Origin of the sequence: Catellatospora sp. IY07-71 (genome assembly GCF_018326265.1) — a bacterium.
GTDB lineage: Bacteria > Actinomycetota > Actinomycetes > Mycobacteriales > Micromonosporaceae > Catellatospora.
Genome location: NZ_AP023360.1, coordinates 7,395,127 through 7,411,723 on the forward strand (window position 1 = coordinate 7,395,127; position 16,597 = coordinate 7,411,723).

Consider the following 16,597-nt stretch of genomic DNA (forward strand, 5'->3'; position numbering starts at 1 on the left):
AGTCGGGTGATCTTACGACGGTGGACGGTCGTCACGGATACTGACCGGCGTGAAACGACCCCTCGCCGTGCTCACCGCCGCCCTGTTCGCGCTCGCCGTCGCCGCGTGCGACTCGGCCGCGCCGGAGCCCTCGTTCGTGCCGCCGTCGGCGGCGGCCCCGTCGGGCGGCGTCCCGGAGCCGAAACCGGCCGAGTTCACCGGCTGGCACGACCCGGCGAACTCGGGCAAGCCGTGGGGCGACAAGGTGCAGGGCCTGCTCACCTTCCGCGGCAACCCGACGCGCAGCTTCTACGGCACCGGGCCGATGCCGAAGGAGCAGCCCGAGGAGCTGTGGAAGTTCCCGAAGTCGGGGCAGATGTGCCGCAACTCGAAGGACGAGACCGGCGTGCGGCTGTGGTGCGGCATGGGCTGGACCGGGCAGCCCGCCGTGTTCGAGCGTGACGGGCGCACCTGGCTGGTGTTCGGCGCGTACGACGGCAACGTGCACTTCCTGGACGCCGAGACCGGCGAGCGCATCCTGCCCGACTTCCCCACCGGCGACATCATCAAGGGTTCGGTGACCGTCGACCCGGACGGCTTCCCGCTGCTCTACACCGGCTCGCGGGACAACTTCTTCCGCATCATCGCGATGGACCGCGACAAGCCAAAGGAGCTGTTCAAGCTCGACGCGTACGCGGTCAAGCCGACGATGTGGAACAACGACTGGGACAGCTCGCCCATCGTCATCGACGACTACGTGTTCGAGGGCGGCGAGAACAGCCAGTTCCACGTGCTCAAGCTCAACCGGAAGTACGACGGCCAGGGCAAGGTCACGGTCAAGCCGGAGCTGGTGTGGCACACCCCCGGCTGGGACGCGCAGCTGCTCAAGGACGCCGGGCACCAGACCGTGTCGATCGAGAACTCGGTGAACGTCACCGGCAACACCATCTACTTCGCCAACTCGGCCGGGCTGGTGCAGGGCTGGGACATCAGCGGGCTGAAGGAGGGGAAGAAGCCCAAGCGGGTGCTGCGCTTCTGGACCGGCGACGACACCGACGGCTCGATCGTCTCCGACGAGCAGGGCATGCTCTACGTCGGCTCGCAGTACGAGAAGGGCAACGCCCGGTCCAAGGCGATGGGCCAGATGATGAAGCTGGACCCGAGCAAGCCCGACGACCCGGTGGTGTGGAAGGTCGACGACCACGCGGCCAAGCCCGCGGGCATCTACAGCACCGTCGCGCTGCACAAGGACATCGTGATCTACGGTACGCACCTCGGCGAGCTGGTCGGGATCGACCGGATGAGCGGCGAGGTGCGCTGGCGGCACCGGCTGGCCGGCCTGGGCCACGGCTCGCCCGTCATCGTCGACGACGTGCTCATCATCGGTGACTGCAGCCGGGGCTACCTGCACGCGTTCGACGTCGCCGACACCTCGGCCGCGCCGAAGCCGCTGTGGAAGATCAAGCCGGGGCTGTGCATCGAGTCGACCCCGGCCGTGTGGAAGGGCCGCATCTACGTCGGCACCCGCGCGGGCCAGATCCACGCCCTGGGCGTCCGGTGACGATCACGGTCCCCGACTGGGCCGGGCAGGTCGCCGACGAGCAGCCGTACCCGATGGTCTTCGCCACGATCAGCGGGGCGCACCTGTACGGGTTCGCCTCGGTCGACTCCGATGTGGACCTGCGCGCCGCGCACGTGCTGCCGATCAGCGAGGTCGCCGGGCTGCGGCACGGCCCGGAGACGATCAACCACATCGGCGACCGGGACGGCGTCGAGCTGGACCTGGTCACCCACGACCTGGCCAAGTGCGCCCGGCTGCTGCTGGGCCGCAGCGGCGACGTGCTGGAGCAGGTGACCTCGCCGCTGGTGGTACGCACCTCCCCGCTGCACGAGGAGCTGCTGTCGCTGGTGCCCGGCTGTCTCACCGACGGCTACGGCGCCCACTACCTGGGCTTCTCCATCTCCTCGGAGAAGCTGTTCGCGAAGACCGGCGAGCTCAAGCCCGCCCTCTACCTGCTGCGGACGCTGGCCACCGGGCTGCACCTGATGCGCACCGGACAGGTCCAGGCCGACCTGAACCTGCTGTGGCAGGACGCGCGGCTGCCGTACGTGCCGGACCTGATCGCCGCCAAGCGCCAGGGCGAGCACCGCCCGCTCGGCGTGGACCCCGGCCTGCCCACCCCTGACGCGATCATGGCGGACGTGGTCCGGCTACGGGCGGAGCTGACGGACGCGAAGGCGGCGACCGGGCTGCCCCAGCAGCCGGCCGCCGCCGACGCCCTGCACGAACTCGTCGTGCGGGCCCGCCTGCGCCCCTGACCGGCGCAGGCGGGGGTTCTCGTTACCGCCTGCGCCAGTTGCGCCCGCGCACCGCGGTCGCGAAACCGGCCAGGTGCAGGGCGACGAACAGCAGACCCGTGATGGTCAGCGTGCCGGGGGTGAACAGCGGCTCCAGACCCTCGCCGAGCAGGTCCAGCAGCAGCGCGAAGCCGAAGCAGATCGCCGCGATGATCGCGAACATCATGACTCCAATGAGGTCGGTAAGGGTGGCTCACTGGCAGTGAGGTGTCCACGAGACCGGTCCCGTAAACCTGGCCGTGCTCCTCAGCGCAGCGGCACCTGCAGGCGGCCCTGCTCGGTGACGGTTACCTGGGTGCCGAACTCGGCGCAGGCCTTGCCGAACCGCCAGCCGACCCACTCCGCCTCGTGCGGCACGGCCGGGCGGGTGCGGGTGAAGTCCAGCGCCAGCGGCACGGCCTCGGCCGACACCGGCCCCTGCGCGTCCACGGTCACCTCGAACAGCAGCCCGAGGTCGTTGCGCAGCCGCGGGTCCACCGCGTAGTCGTCCACGAAGTCGCCCATGTCGTACAGCACCGGACCCTGCACGCCGTGGAACACGTGCGCGGAGTGCCCCGCGACCAGCGTCGCACCGGCCGCGAGCAGCTGCGTGGCCGCCTCCCGCACGTGCGGCACCGGGCCGGGCGTCAGGTTCGGCCCCCAGTGCGGCGTCACCAGCGCCAGGTCGACCTGCGCCGCCATCTCGGCGACCAGCTCGGACAGCCACCCCGGGACGCCGTCGCGCAGGTCCGCGTACGCCACCCCCGGCCCCAGCTCGGTGGCCGCGAAGTCCGCCGGATGGTCGGTCACCCCGAGCACCCCGACCCGCAGGCCGCCGGCCTCCAGCAGGCGCCACGCCCGCGCTCGCGCCAGATCCGGCCCGGCCCCCACCACGGCGATCCCGGCGCGTTCCAGATGCTCCAGCGTGTCGCCGAGCGCCTCGACCCCGAAGTCCAGCGCATGGTTGTTCGCCAGCGTCACGCAGTCCACGCCCAGCCACGCCAGCAGCCCCGCCGCCCGCGGCGGCGCCCGGAAGAAGAACGGCTTACCCGGCGCGGGCCACGGCTCCCCCCGGTCGGAGATGCAGCACTCCAGATTCACCACGCACAGATCCGCCCCCGCGGTGATCTCCCGAACCGCCCCCGTGACGATCTCCTCGTACGCCGCGTGCCCGATCGTCAGCCGCTCGGCGACACAACGCCCCAGCATCGTGTCCCCCGCCAGCACGACCTTCACGCCCCCATTCTCCTCCGCGCGCACCGCCGCGTCGATCTTGCGTACACAAGATCCCTGCCAGGGAGCCCCGCGAGGGATGATGGGGTGGGCGAGGAGGCGGGATGCGGCCGACGCTGAGGCTGGGCAACATCGCCGGCATCCCGGTCGGCGTGCACTGGTCAGTGCTCCTGATCATGCTGCTGCTGGGCCAGGGGCTGGCGACCGCCGTGCTGCCCGCGGGCGCGCCCGGCCGCTCGGCTCTGGCGTACTGGACCGTCGCCGTCGCCGTCACCGTGCTGTTCCTGATCTCCCTGCTCGCCCACGAGCTCAGCCACGCCGTCGTCGCCCGCCACTACGGCGTGCCCGTCCGCCGGATCACCCTGTGGCTGCTCGGCGGCGTCGCGGAGCTGGAGGCCGAGCCGCCGCACGCCCGCGCCGACCTGCTCGTCGCCATCGCCGGGCCGCTGGCCAGCCTCGGTGCCGCCGCCGTCTTCGGCGCCGCCGCGGGCGGCGTCTACCTCACCGGGATGGCCCCGCTCGCCTGGGTCGCGCTGGGCTGGCTCGCCCTGGTCAACGCGGTGCTCGCGGTGTTCAACCTGCTGCCCGGCGCGCCCCTGGACGGCGGCCGGGTGCTGCGCGCCGCCCTGTGGTGGTGGCGCGGCGACCGCGCCTTCGCCGCCCGCACCGCCGCCCGCGTCGGGCTGGGCGTCAGCATCCTGCTGATCGCCGTCGGCACCATGCAGATCTTCTGGACCGCCGACCTCGGCGGCCTGTGGCTGATCCTGCTCGGCTGGTTCCTGTTCTTCGCGGGCCAGGCCGAGCAGGCAGACGCGCGGCTGCGCAGCGCGCTGGGCGGGCTCGCCGTCCGCGACGCGATGACCCCGCCACTGGTCAGCGGCTACGTCACCCAGCACCTGCTCGACTTCGCCGAGACCGCCGCGGTCCGGCCGGCCGACGCGTACCCGGTCCTCGACCCCGACGGCCGCCCCTGCGGCCTGGTCACGCTCTTCGCCATGGCCCGCGTCCCCGAGGCCCGCCGCCCCGACACCACCCTGCGCGACCTCCGCATCCCCCTCGACCGCCTCGCCGTCCTCACCCCCGACACGCCCCTGGAGGACGCCGCCCGCCGCGTCACCGCCTCCCGCCTTCCCGCCCTCGTCCTCGACCAGGGCATCCTGGTCGGTCTCCTCACCACCGCCGACCTCAACCGCACCATCGACCTCGCCACCCTCAAGCAAGGAAGGGCACCCTCTTAACGCTTTCCGTAGAGGAAGGGCACCTTCTTAACCTCTGCCGGTCGGCGACCCGGCGGATGTCCATTCGGAACGCCGGCCGGTCGGTCGGGGGCACCGCGGGCGGCGCAGGGCGCTACGGCAGTTGCGGCCGGATCTGGGCAATACAGGAGTATCGCCGCGCCCTTTCGGGTAGATGTCGTCTCGTGACGTGATCCACCTTGGGAGGAAAGATGACCCAGACCGCAGCCGGCGGCACCACCCGCCAGCGCAAGTCCACCACCGCCGCCAAGAAGGCCACGAAGGCCGTCAAGGCGACGAAGACCACGGCCTCCGCCGCGTCGAAGAGCGCGACCAAGACCGCGACCGCGACTGCGACCGCCAAGAAGCCCACGGGCAAGAAGTCGATGCCCGCGACGGCCACCGGCCAGGACGCGATCGCCATGCTCAAGGACGACCACAAGGTCGTCGAGAAGCTGTTCAAGCAGTTCGAGAAGGCCGGCGACTCCGCGTACGCCAAGAAGCGCCAGATCGTCGACGAGGTGATCAAGGAACTCACCACGCACGCGTACATCGAGGAGACGCTGTTCTACCCGACGGCCCGCAAGGCCGCCCCGGAGACCGGCGAGCACGTGCTGGAGAGCGTCGAGGAGCACCACGTGGTGGCGTGGATGCTCTCGGAGCTGATGAGCACCGACCCGCGTGACGAGCGCTTCGACGCCAAGATGATGGTGCTGATGGAGAACGTCCGCCACCACGTCGAGGAGGAGGAGAAGGAGTGGTTCCCCGAGGTCCGCAAGGCGATGAGCCGGAGTGACCTCAAGGAGCTGGGCGCCAAGATGGAGGCCGCCAAGAGCAAGGCCCCGGCCGACCCGCTCGCGCTGAGCAGCGCCAAGTCCTGACCCGCACACCTGCCGCGCCGCCCCTGACGCCCGCCGTCAGGGGCGGCGGCTCGGTTTCGGGGACGCCCTCGGCTCGCGCGACCCGCGGTGAAGACGCCACTCCGGCAGGCGTTAAGAAGGTGCCCTTCCTCTACGGAAAGCGTTAAGAAGGTGCCCTTCCTTTCAGCCAGGCGGCGTTGTGGACGGCGGCGCCGTGGGGGTCGTTGTTGAAGTAGACGTACACCGGCGACGAGGCGGGGAAGGTGTCGGTGAGGCGGGTCAGCCAGGTGTGGAGCGCGGTGGGGCCGTAGCGGGGGCGGGGGGTGGCGCGGCCCTCGTGGAGGCGGAGGTAGCCGAAGGGGGCGGTGCGCCACAGCGGGGTGACGGGGCGGCCCAGGCGGTCGGCCCAGCACAGGGCGGCGGAATGGGATTGCAGGACGGCGCGGGTCTCGTCGGTCCACCAGGAGCGGTGGCGGGGTTCGACGGCCACGCGTACGTCGCGCGGAAAGCAGCGCAGGGCGGCGTCCAGGGCCGTCGAGTCGGCCCGCAGCGTCGGCGGGAGCTGGAGCAGGACGGGGCCGAGGTGGGGGCCGAGGGCTCCGGCGACGCCGAGGAAGCGCGCGACGGGCTCCTCCGGGTCGCGCAGGCGCTTGATGTGGGTCAGGTAGCGGCTCATCTTGACCGCCATCAGGAAGCCCTCGGGCAGTTGCGTACGCCAGCCTTCGAAGGTCTCGCGCGGCGGCAGGCGGTAGAAGACGCTGTTGACCTCGACCGTGTCGAAATGCTCCGTGTAGTGGCGCAGCCAGAGCCGCTGCGGCAGGCCCTTGGGGTAGAAGCGGCCGCGCCAGTCGGCGTACTGCCAGCCGGAGGTGCCGACGACGATCACCGTTCCAGTGTCCACCCGGGAGGGGCCGCGGGCCCCGCGCATGTGATCATCGGGGGTATGCCGTTGCTCAGCGTCCACGACCGGGACGAGCTGGCCGGGCTGCTGGGCGGCGATCCCGCGCTGCACGCGTACCAGCTCGGCGACCTCGACGACTTCTTCTGGCCGTACACCTGCTGGTATCGCCTGGACGACGCGGTGGCGCTGGTCTACCACGGCGGCGGGATGCCCGTCCTGCTGGCCTTCGACCGCCGCCCGGGGTCCTCGCACGCGCTGCTGGCCGCGCTCGCGCCGCTGCTGCCCCGGCGCTTCTACGCCCACCTGTCGGCCGGTGCGGAGCGGGTCTTCGCGGACGGCTTCGACGCGGCGCCGGGCGGCCCGCACCTGAAGCTGGCCCTGTCCGACCACGCCGCACTGACGGCCGCCGAGCCGCTGGGCGAGGTGCTCGGCCCGGCCGACCTCGCCGAGGTGCTGGCCCTGTACGAGGTCGCCTACCCGGGGAACTGGTTCGACGCGCGGATGCTGGAGACCGGGCAGTACGTGGGCGTACGCCGCGACGGCGCGCTGCTGGCCGTGGCCGGGGTGCACGTGTGGTCGCCGAAGTACCGGGTGGCGGCGCTGGGCAACGTGACGACGCACCCGGACGCGCGCGGGCAGGGCCTGGCCCGGGGCGCGGTGGCGGCGCTGTGCCGCCGCCTGCTGGACACCGTCGACCACGTGACGCTGAACGTGAAGGCCGACAACGCCGCCGCGCTCGCCCTCTACGCCCGTCTCGGCTTCACCCGCGCCGCCGAGTACGGCGAGTTCACCTTCACCGCCCGTTGACGCGCCCGCCCAACGTATCTACGCTGCTTGCCGTCCGGTCGTGTGGGATTTCGTTGGAACGGGTGGGAAAACGTGGCCGACTCCGAACTGGTGGCGCTGCACGCCGCGGACGTGTCCCTGGTCCTCGACATCGCCGGGCCGCGCCTGCCCCGCGTGCTGCACTGGGGCGCCGACCTGGGCGAGACCGGCCCGGAGCTGCTGCTCGCCCTGTTCGCCGCGCAGGAGGCCGGCGGGAACGCGCTGCCACCGTCGGTGCCGTTGCTGCCCACCCAGTTCGACCGCTGGGCGGGACGGCCCGGCGTGACCGGCCACCGCGACGGCGGGCCCGGCCACCTGCGGCTGACCCTCGCCGCCCCGGTCAGCGTCGTGGCCGGTCCGGACGGCGGCGGCACCCTCGCCGCGGTCTCGCACGACGAAACCGCGGGCATCACGGTACGCAGCGAGCTGCAGCTCACCCCACAGGGCCTGGTCCGGATGCGGCACGCCGTCACCAGCACCGCGCCGGGCACGTGGCACCTGGACAGCCTGCTCTGCCTGCTGCCGGTGCCCGCCCAGGCGGCCGAACTGCTCGACTTCACCGGCCGCTGGTCGCGCGAGCGCGTGCCGCAGCGTTCCGCCTTCGGTGACCAGACCATCGCCCACGAGAGCCGTCGCGGCCGGACCGGCTTCGGCGCGCCGCCGCTGTTCACCGTCGGCACGCCGGGCTTCGGATTCGGCCACGGCGAGGTGTGGGGCGTGCACGTCGGCTGGAGCGGCGACCACCAGCACCTGGCGCAGCGGCTGCCCGAGCGCGACGCGGTGCTCGGCGGCGGCGAGCTGCTCGGCTCCGGCGAGGTCCGGCTGGCGCAGGACGAGACGTACGAGACGCCGTGGGCGTACTTCGCGTACTCGCCGTCGGGGCTGGACGGGCTGTCCGCGGCCGTGCACGGCTGGCTGCGCGCCCGCCCGTCGCACCCGGCCACGCCCCGGCCGGTCACCCTGAACACCTGGGAGGCCGTCTACTTCGACCACGACCTGGCCAAGCTGACCGCGCTGGCCCGTACGGCGGCGGAGCTGGGCGTGGAGCGGTTCGTGCTCGACGACGGGTGGTTCCTGGGCCGCCGCGACGACCGCGCCGGGCTCGGCGACTGGTACGTCGACCCGCAGGTGTGGCCGGACGGCCTGCACCCGCTGGTGGACGAGGTGCACCGGCTCGGTATGCAGTTCGGTCTGTGGGTCGAGCCGGAGATGGTCAACCCGGACTCGCGGCTGGCCCGGGAGCACCCGGACTGGGTGCTGGCCGCGCCCGGCCGGCTGCCCGACGAGCTGCGCTGGCAGCACGTGCTCGACGTGGCCCGCCCCGAGGTGTTCGCGTACCTGCTGGAGCGGCTGGACGCGCTGGTCGGCGAGTACCGCCCGGCGTACCTGAAGTGGGACCACAACCGGGACCTGGTCGAGGCGGTACACGACGGCGGCGCGGGCGTGCACGCGCAGACCGTCGCGGTGTACCGGCTGCTCGACGCGCTGCGCACTCGGCACCCCGGGCTGGAGATCGAGTCCTGCTCGTCCGGCGGGAGCCGGGTCGATCTCGGGGTGCTGGCCCGCACCGACCGGGTGTGGGGTTCGGACAACAACGACGCCCTGGAGCGGCAGCACATCCAGCGCTGGACGGGCCTGCTGCTGCCGCCGGAGCTGGTCGGCTGCCACGTCGGCCCGCCCGTCTCGCACACCAACGGCCGGGCCACCTCGCTGGCCTTCCGCTGCCTGACGGCCCTGTTCGGGCACGCCGGCATCGAGTGGGACGTCACCTGCTGCACCGACGCCGAGCGCGCCGAGCTGAGCGCCTGGATCGGCGCGTACAAGCGGCTGCGCGGCCTGCTCCACACCGGCCGCACCGTGCGCGCCGACCACCCCGACCCGTCCGCGTTCCTGTACGGCGTGGTCGCGGCGGACCGCGGGCACGCGGTGTTCGCGTACGCCCAGCTCACCGCAAGCACCCGCGACGGGGCCACCCGCCTGCGCCTGCCCGGCCTCGACCCGGCGGCGCGCTACCGCCTCTCCCTGCTCCCCGAACTACCCGGCCCCCGCCTGCACGGCCGCCCCTGGCACCCCGACCTGACCCTCACCGGCGCGGCCCTGGCCACCCACGGCCTCCTGGCCCCACCCCTGCGCCCCGCCGAGTCCTACGCCCTCGAACTCCACCGCGTTTGAAAGGAAGGGCACCTTGTTATCGCTTTACGTAGAGGAAGGTGCCCTTCTTAACGCCCGCACCGCTCGGGCCGGATCCGGATCAGGCCATGATCGCCGTCTCCCAGCCCTCGCCGCCCCGCTGAAGATCGCAATCCGGTGTCAGGAAGTGGGGTCAGACCGCAGGTTTCGACACGAAACGGCGATCTTCACACCTGAGCGGTGGGCGGTGGGACGGGTCGGGGCTGGGAGGAAGGCCGGGTTCCCGGCAGCTCACTCCTCGGGTGGGCGGCGCCGCCGGTGCTCCTGGATGCCGGCGCCCAGCGCCACGCCGATGGCGATGCCCATGCCGAGGCCCAGCCCGATGTTGTCCATAGCCACGCCGAAGGCAACGCCGAGCGCGGCGCCCAGGGCGATGCCCAGCGCCAGCGCGTTGCCGCCGTCCTTCGGCTCGGTGGCCGGGTCCTCGCGAGGCAGGTCTGCACCTCCGCCCTTCGGCTCGGTGCCTGGGTCCTCGCGAGGCAGGTCTGCACCTCCGCCCTTCGGCTCGACGCCTGCGTCCTCACGAGGCAGGTCGGGACCACCGCCGGCCGGGACGCCAGGGTACTCGCGCTGTGGGTCCCCTCGGCCGTCCGCCGGACCGGGCCCGTTCGCGTTCTCCGTCACTGTCGCCTCCCAGGGCCGATCCGGCCGGTTCCCGCTCCGGGTACCCGGGCCGCCGGCGATCATGCCGGTTCGATGCACTGTGCCAGACGGTGTCAAATCGGACGGCCGTCGACATCGAGCAGGCCGGGGATGACGAGCTGCCCGGGAATCTGCTCGGCCGCAGGCCACGGCGCGGGCGGGCCCCCTTCGGCGCCCGCCCGGTCCGGCGGCGCGCTGCGGCTGAACAGTGTCGTCAGGCGGGGCAGCCGCCGGGCCGCCTCGGCCGGGTCGGCCAGATCCCAGCGCTCGTCCTGGAGCGTAAGCAGCCGGGGGTGCGGGCGGTGCTGCTCGACGGCGCGGTAGATGTTGGCGCCCGCGCCGCGTACGCCCTCCCACGCCTCGCCCGCGGCGTAGTCGAGCTCCTCCCACTCCGGCCACTCGTCGAGCCGCCAGCGGATGCGGTCCCGGGCGGCCAGCTGCCGGACCTGCGGCACCAGCGCCAGCGAGTCGGGGTCGGCGACGACGCGCTCGAAGGTCTCCCGGCCCAGGGTCATCAGCCAGTTGCGCAGGTAGTGGAAGGTGTCGTCGGTGCACGGGCCGACGATGCGGGTGGCCGCGCCCCACATGAGCCAGGTCATGGCGCGGTCGGACGCGTCGTCGAGGTGCACCTCGAAGTCCAGGATGTCGGTCGCGCCGCGGCCGGACAGCCGCTCCTGCAACCAGGTCGCGCGAGCCCGGCGCCCGGCGCACTCACGCACCGCACGCTCGACGAGCCCCCAGAACTCCCCCACATCCACGGCCAGCACTGTCGCACACCCGTGCGACGGGTGGTAGGTCGCGTCGGGAACTCGATCACGGCGTCAGGGTCGCGACACACCGCCGAACACGCCCATAAGTTCATGATCAACGCAGGAAGGAAGGGGCCCGCCCCGGCGGGTGCGCCGGGGCGGGCGGGTGGTGGGGGTCAGCCGGCGGGGAACAGGCTGCCGTAGTCGGCGAAGGCCATGGCGATGTCGGCCTGCGCCCAGAAGCGGTGGTAGGTGAAGGTGGGGGCGGGGCCGGAGCCGCTCAGGTACGACTGGACCGCCGGCCAGGCGGGGTCGGTCTGGTAGAACGGCCGGATCGACATGAACGTCGAACTGGAGTTGATCGGCACGCCGGTGCCCATGGTGCCGCTGAAGCCCGACGGGACGTACAGGCCGTCGCCCGTCGACGCGTTGTACACGTCGTCGAACCGCTTGTAGTCCTCGCGGGTCTCCGGCACCACGATGCCCTTGGTGTCGTTGGCCTTGAGCATGATCATCCGGTCCAGCAGGCCCTTCGCGGTCGCCTTGGCCGAGTTGCCGAGCGTGGTGTTGCCTGCCTTGGCCGCGTAGTACGTCAGGGTGCGCGCGTAGGCCGCCGCGACGCCGACGTCGTTGCTGGTCTTGACGACCGAGACGTGCAGGTTGGGGTTGGCCGCCACGGTGCCGCCGCTGAAGTTGCCGGACGGCGCGCCGGTCCAGGTCATGTCACCGGGGATGGTGAACGAGGAGCCCGAGCCGAGCGTGGTCTGCGAGACCGCCCAGGCGACCCACTTGTCCATGATCTGCTTGGCCTTCGCGTTGCCGGTGGCGTAGTACAGCTCCGCGACCCGGTGCAGCGACCAGGCCTGGAAGCCGAACCACTGGTTGCTCGGCGGGTCGTGGTAGACCGGCTTCACGTCGTACGCCAGCCCGTAGAACGTCGGCGTGCCCGCGGGCGGCGCCGAGTAGTTGCCGTTCCAGCTGTTCGTCGCGCCACCGGCGATGGCGCCCTCGGCCGACTGCAGCCAGAGGTAGAAGTCGAGCTGGCGGTTGAGGCTGGTGTCCCAGTCCGCGGCGGCCGTCGGCGACTGCGGGCGCAGCGCGGTCGGGCCGGACGAGCCGAGCACGTACGCGGCGAGCGGGTTCTGGTAGCCCTGGTGGTTGTGGCTGGAGCCGATGCGCCACGACCAGGCGCCGCCGATGTCACCGCCCCACGCGTAGTACCAGGACAGCAGGTAGTTGCTGCTGCTCTTGCCGGAGCCGGCGGCACACGAGGGGGAGGTGCAGCCCGGGTTCTTGAAGTACTTGTCGTACATCGAGTACCGCAGGTAGTCACCCATCTTCGCGGCCTTGGCCACGGTCGCCGAGATCTGCGACTGGTTGCCCTGGGCCGTGGCCCACTGCAGCGCCCAGTACGCCGCCTGCACCGCGCGGGCGTCGGCGTCCGGGGCGTTGGTGTAGCGCCACTGCCCCGTGGACGAGCCCTGGATGAACAGCGACGGGAAGTTCGCGAACCGGCCCGTGTCACACGACGGGTGCGCGATCGTCTCCCACGCCGACTCCTGCGGCCCGCGCTGGAACGTGTTGATGTAGGTCACCCGCTGGGTGCTGTCGCCGCACTCCGCGCCGGTCCGGCCGGTGCCGTACTTGTACACGTCGTCGACGTCCAGCAGCCAGTGCATGCCGTAGACGTTGCGGTTGCCGTACGTCGACTGCAGCTCGTTGGCCAGCGGGTCCTGTCCGGCCACCACGCTGGTGCTCAGCGGCACCGGGTAGTTGCTGGGCAGCAGCCCCTCGGGCGCGTAGTCGGCCGGGTCGGCCGGGTTGTACGTGCTCTGGCCCGGCTGGGCGGCCGCGGACGGGATGACGTACTGCTCGGTGATGTTCCAGGCGTTGTTGAACGGGGTCCAGTTGCCGGTGACCCGGCCGTACTGCGCCTCCAGCCAGATCCAGAAGCTGAACGCCTCGGACGTGGTCTCGTGGCCGTGGTCGGGCGCCTCGACGATCAGCGTCTCGATCGAGTGGTACGGGATGCCCTCGGGCGAGAAGTAGCCGTTGGCCGGGTCCTTGAGCTTGTTGTACTGCGTGGTGAACTCGGTGATGTAGGAGTTCGCCGTGTTCTCGTCGTCGACCTCGGTCGCGGTCACGGTCACCGAGGACAGCCCGCTGGACGCGACCGTGATCGGCCGGGTGCCGTTGGTGCTGTCGGTGTCCTGCGCCGCGGCCAGGGTGACGTTCTGGGGCGTGTTCCAGTTGCTGGTCGTGAACGTCAGGCTCGCGCCGGACGAGACCGTGATGCTGGTGTCGCCGCTGCCCGCGGTCGAGGTGACCGTGACGTTCGCGGTCGGCTGCGCCGCCAGGTTCACCGCGTACACCGCGGTCGAGCCCTCGGGCACGTTGACGCTGGTCGGCGTGACGACCAGGCCCTGCGGCGTGACGGAGTCGTCGTCGGCCTCGGTCGCGGTCACGTTCACCGAGGTGAGACCGCTGGACGCCACGGTGATCGGGCGGGTGCCGTTGGTCGTGTCGGAGTCCTGCGCGGCGGCCACGGTGACCGTCTGCGGGGTGCTCCAGTTCGACGTGGTGAAGGTCAGGCTCGCCCCCGACGACACCGTGAGGCTCGTGTCACCGGTGCCCGCCGTGTTCGTGACGGTGACGTTGCCCGACGGCTGCGCGGCCAGGCGCACCGTGTAGGTGCCCGTGCCGCCCTCGGGGACGGTCACCGCGGTCGACGAGACGACCAGCGACTGCGGCGTGACCGAGTCGTTGTCGGCCTCGGTCGCGTTCACGGTGACCGAGGTCAGCCCGCTCGCCGCGACGGTGAACGGCCGGGTGCCGTTGGTCGTGTCCGAGTCCTCGGCCGCCGCCAGCGTGACGATCTGGTTCGTGTTCCAGTTCGCCGACGTGAAGGTCAGGCTGCCGCCCGCGGACACGGTGAGGTTGCCGTCGCCGGAGCCGGCCGTCGTGGTGACGGTGACGTTCGACGCCGGGGCCGAGCTGAGCCGCACCGCGTAGGTGGCGGTGCCGCCCTCGGGCACGGACACGCTGGTCGGCGAGACGACCAGGCTGGGCGTGGGCGTGGTGTCGCCGCAGGAGACGCCGTTGATCGCGAAGTTGCTCGGGTTGGTGTTCGTGCCGCTGTACGAGGCGTTGAAGCCGATGGTGGTCGACGCGCCGTTGGCCAGGTTGCCGTTGTAGGACAGGTTCGTCGCGGTGACGTTCTGCCCCGACTGGCTGTAGCTTGCCGACCAGCCCTGGATGCCGCCCTGGTTGCCGGGCCACGTCCAGGTGAGCGACCAGCTGGTCAGCGGGTCGCCGGTGTTGGTGATGGTGATGTTCGCGCCGAAGCCGCTGCCGTTGTCCCACGCTTTCGTATAGGTGACCCGGCAGGACACGGCGGCGTGGGCGGGGGTGGCGATCGCTGCCCCCGAGACCACGACCATGGCGCCGACCGCGCACAGCGCAGCACGACGCCTCAACGTGCGGATACTCATGAGCTCTCCTCATGGAGCGGGTGCCGGCCGCTAGTCCCGGAATCGGGCCGAGAACGACGACGAGGTGGCGACGGCCATGCAGCGGCCAGTCAGGCGCCGTCCGTAACCGGATGCCCTCGGCCGCCCGATCCGCGTGAGGCTCCACACGAGTAGATGACAGCATCGCATCGACCCCTGTTGATCACAAGGCTCGACCACGCAGCCGTTCTCAGCCTCCCCCAAGGAAAGGAAGGGCACCTTCTTAACGCTGTGCGTAGAAGAAGGTGCCCTTCTTAACCCTGCGGGCGCGGTGTCCCTTCGCGACTCTCACACGCCGCGCGCGTCAGCCGCGTGGGCCGCGTTGGCCCGTGGGCCGCCTGGGCCGCGTGGGCCGCGCGTGGGCGCGCCCCGCAGTTTCGGGGAAAGTGCAGGCACGGCGGCGCGCTTTCGGCCGGTTTCCCCGAAACTGCACCACGGCACGCGGCACGCGACCCGCGACCCGCGACCCCCATCGGGGAGAGCGTCAGCCGCGCAGGACGCGGCCGTGGCGCTCGCCGGCGTAGTCGCCGCCGACGACCACCGGGTGGCCCGCGAGCAGCACGTGCACCACCCCGACCGGGCGCACGTCGGGCACCTCGTACGTGCCCTCATGGCCGATCGTCGCCGGATCGAAGACCACCAGGTCCGCTGCCGCGCCCGCGCCCACGAACCCGCGCCCGGCCAGGCCGAACTGGTCGGCGATCGCCGAGGTCATCTTGCGTACCGCCTCGGGCAGGGTGAGCACGCCGCGCTCGCGCACGTACTCCCCCAGCACCCGCGGGAAGCAGCCCCAGGTGCGCGGGTGCTGCAACCCCACCGGCGGCCCGTTGTCGGAGCCGATGCCGACCAGCGGGTCCGCCATGATCGTCTCGACGTCCTCCTCGGCCATCATCGTGATGACCATGCCCGCGCCGGGATCGGCGATGAGCAGCTCACACAGGGTGTCGAAGGCGTCGCCGCCGCCCGCCAGCCCGTCCAGCGTGCGCCCGATCGCGTCCGGCCGGGCCAGGTGCGTGGTGACCAGCACGTCGGCCGGGGTGACCCGGGCCCAGAAGCCGTTGGGCTGGGTGAGGTCCTCGGCCTGCGCCCGCAGTGCCGCCCGCGCGGCCGGGTCGGCCAGCCGGGCCCGCAGCGCCGCCGTGCCGCCGACCTGTGCCGAGCCCGGCAGCAGGGCGTTGAGGAAGGTGCCGCCCGCGCGGTACGGGTACACGTCGCCGCGTACGTCCACCCCCGCCAGCCGGGCGTCGTGCAGCTTGGACAGCAGCATCTTCGCGCCGCCGTGGTTGGCCCGCCCGGCGACCTTGCAGTGGGACACCTGCAAGCGCACCCTTGCCCGAGTGGCGATCGCGATCGCTTCGTCGAGCGCCTCGGCCAGGCGGTCGTCCTCGTTGCGCATGTGCGTGGTGTACGGCCGGTTCCACCGGTGCGCGACCCGGGCCAGCGCGACCAGCTCCTCGGTGTCGCCGTAGCTGCCCGGCGGGTAGATCAGGCCGCTGGACAGGCCGATCGCGCCCGCCGCGAACGCCTCGTCGGCGAGCCGGCACATCTGCTCCAGCGCGCCGGGGCGCAGCGTCTCGTCCATACCGTTGGCCTGCACGCGCAGCGTGTTGTGCCCGACCAGCGCGGCGATGTGGTTGGCCGAGCCCGCCGCGTCGACGGCGGCCAGGTATCCGGCGAAGTCCAGCGGCGACACCGGCACCGGGCCCGCGATCTCGGCGAACAGCGCGCCCGCGGCTTCGATGCCCCCCGCGTCCAGCGGCGCGAACGAGAACCCGCAGTTGCCGACGATCTCCGTGGTGACGCCCTGGAGCAGCTTGAACGGCTGCGGCTCGGCCATCAGCGGCACCATGTCCGAGTGGCTGTGCGGGTCGATGAACCCGGGCGCGACGACCAGTCCGGTCACGTCCAGCTCGCGGCGGGCCGGGCCGAGCTCGGCACCGACAGCCGTCACCCGCTCGCCGGAGATCGCCACGTCCGCGACGACGGCCGGGCCGCCGAGTCCGTCGATGACGGTGCCACCGCGCAGTACCAGCTCGTGCATTCGTCTCTCCTCCTTGATCGACACCGTAGGCGGCCGCGCGTTCAGGCAGCGTTAAGAAGGGCACCTTCTACTACGGAATCCGATAAGAAGGTGCCC

13 protein-coding genes are annotated in these 16,597 nt (G+C 72.0%); 6 read left to right on the forward strand and 7 right to left on the reverse strand.

Annotated elements, in window-relative coordinates:
- The first annotated feature begins 49 nt into the window (after positions 1 to 49).
- Both CS0771_RS33020 and CS0771_RS33025 read left to right on the forward strand, forming a co-directional pair.
- Positions 50 to 1,540 carry a PQQ-binding-like beta-propeller repeat protein gene (locus tag CS0771_RS33020; RefSeq protein ID WP_212844654.1) on the forward strand — a complete coding sequence of 497 codons (1,491 nt, stop codon included), beginning with the start codon at positions 50 to 52 and terminating at the stop codon, positions 1,538 to 1,540.
- Positions 1,537 to 2,298 (forward strand): DNA polymerase beta superfamily protein, encoded by a 762-nt coding sequence (locus tag CS0771_RS33025; RefSeq protein ID WP_212844655.1) that lies wholly within the window; start codon positions 1,537 to 1,539, stop codon positions 2,296 to 2,298. Before CS0771_RS33020 ends, CS0771_RS33025 begins: the two co-directional genes overlap by 4 nt.
- Positions 2,299 to 2,320: 22 nt before the next feature.
- Here the strand turns inward: CS0771_RS33025 and CS0771_RS33030 are convergent, their stop codons facing one another.
- Both CS0771_RS33030 and CS0771_RS33035 read right to left on the reverse strand, forming a co-directional pair.
- Positions 2,321 to 2,503 carry a hypothetical protein gene (locus CS0771_RS33030; protein WP_244871174.1) on the reverse strand — a complete coding sequence of 61 codons (183 nt, stop codon included), beginning with the start codon at positions 2,501 to 2,503 and terminating at the stop codon, positions 2,321 to 2,323.
- 80 nt (positions 2,504 to 2,583) lie between these two features.
- The gene (locus tag CS0771_RS33035; protein ID WP_212844656.1) at positions 2,584 to 3,552 is read right to left on the reverse strand and encodes a CapA family protein; all 969 of its coding nucleotides are present in this window, start codon (positions 3,550 to 3,552) and stop codon (positions 2,584 to 2,586) included.
- Positions 3,553 to 3,653: 101 nt separating this feature from the next.
- Here CS0771_RS33035 and CS0771_RS33040 point away from each other — a divergent pair, with 101 nt between their 5' ends.
- Positions 3,654 to 4,787 carry a site-2 protease family protein gene (locus CS0771_RS33040; RefSeq protein WP_212844657.1) on the forward strand — a complete coding sequence of 378 codons (1,134 nt, stop codon included), beginning with the start codon at positions 3,654 to 3,656 and terminating at the stop codon, positions 4,785 to 4,787.
- A gap of 209 nt (positions 4,788 to 4,996) precedes the next feature.
- Complete coding sequence (locus CS0771_RS33045) at positions 4,997 to 5,665, forward strand: hemerythrin domain-containing protein (RefSeq protein WP_244871175.1); 669 nt, start codon at positions 4,997 to 4,999, stop codon at positions 5,663 to 5,665.
- Between the two features lie 142 nt (positions 5,666 to 5,807).
- On the opposite strand, the gene CS0771_RS33050 is transcribed toward CS0771_RS33045, so the two are convergent.
- On the reverse strand, positions 5,808 to 6,530 hold the full coding sequence (locus tag CS0771_RS33050) for a DUF72 domain-containing protein (protein WP_212844658.1): 723 nt from the start codon (positions 6,528 to 6,530) through the stop codon (positions 5,808 to 5,810).
- 57 nt (positions 6,531 to 6,587) lie between these two features.
- Between CS0771_RS33050 and CS0771_RS33055 the strand changes: the two genes are divergently transcribed.
- Positions 6,588 to 7,352, forward strand: coding sequence for a GNAT family N-acetyltransferase (locus tag CS0771_RS33055; protein WP_244871176.1), 765 nt, complete (start codon positions 6,588 to 6,590; stop codon positions 7,350 to 7,352).
- 72 nt (positions 7,353 to 7,424) lie between these two features.
- Positions 7,425 to 9,542, forward strand: coding sequence for an alpha-galactosidase (locus CS0771_RS33060; RefSeq protein ID WP_244871177.1), 2,118 nt, complete (start codon positions 7,425 to 7,427; stop codon positions 9,540 to 9,542).
- A gap of 249 nt (positions 9,543 to 9,791) precedes the next feature.
- On the opposite strand, the gene CS0771_RS33065 is transcribed toward CS0771_RS33060, so the two are convergent.
- The 4 genes from CS0771_RS33065 to CS0771_RS33080 form a co-directional block, all read right to left on the reverse strand.
- The gene (locus CS0771_RS33065) at positions 9,792 to 10,184 is read right to left on the reverse strand and encodes a hypothetical protein (RefSeq protein ID WP_212844659.1); all 393 of its coding nucleotides are present in this window, start codon (positions 10,182 to 10,184) and stop codon (positions 9,792 to 9,794) included.
- A gap of 92 nt (positions 10,185 to 10,276) precedes the next feature.
- Positions 10,277 to 10,969, reverse strand: coding sequence for a DUF4240 domain-containing protein (locus CS0771_RS33070; RefSeq protein WP_212844660.1), 693 nt, complete (start codon positions 10,967 to 10,969; stop codon positions 10,277 to 10,279).
- 158 nt (positions 10,970 to 11,127) lie between these two features.
- The gene (locus CS0771_RS33075; protein ID WP_212844661.1) at positions 11,128 to 14,442 is read right to left on the reverse strand and encodes a glycoside hydrolase family 48 protein; all 3,315 of its coding nucleotides are present in this window, start codon (positions 14,440 to 14,442) and stop codon (positions 11,128 to 11,130) included.
- 502 nt (positions 14,443 to 14,944) lie between these two features.
- Entirely contained in the window at positions 14,945 to 16,501 is a 1,557-nt protein-coding gene (locus CS0771_RS33080; RefSeq protein ID WP_212844662.1) for an amidohydrolase family protein, read from the reverse strand.
- Between the last annotated feature and the right edge of the window lie 96 nt (positions 16,502 to 16,597).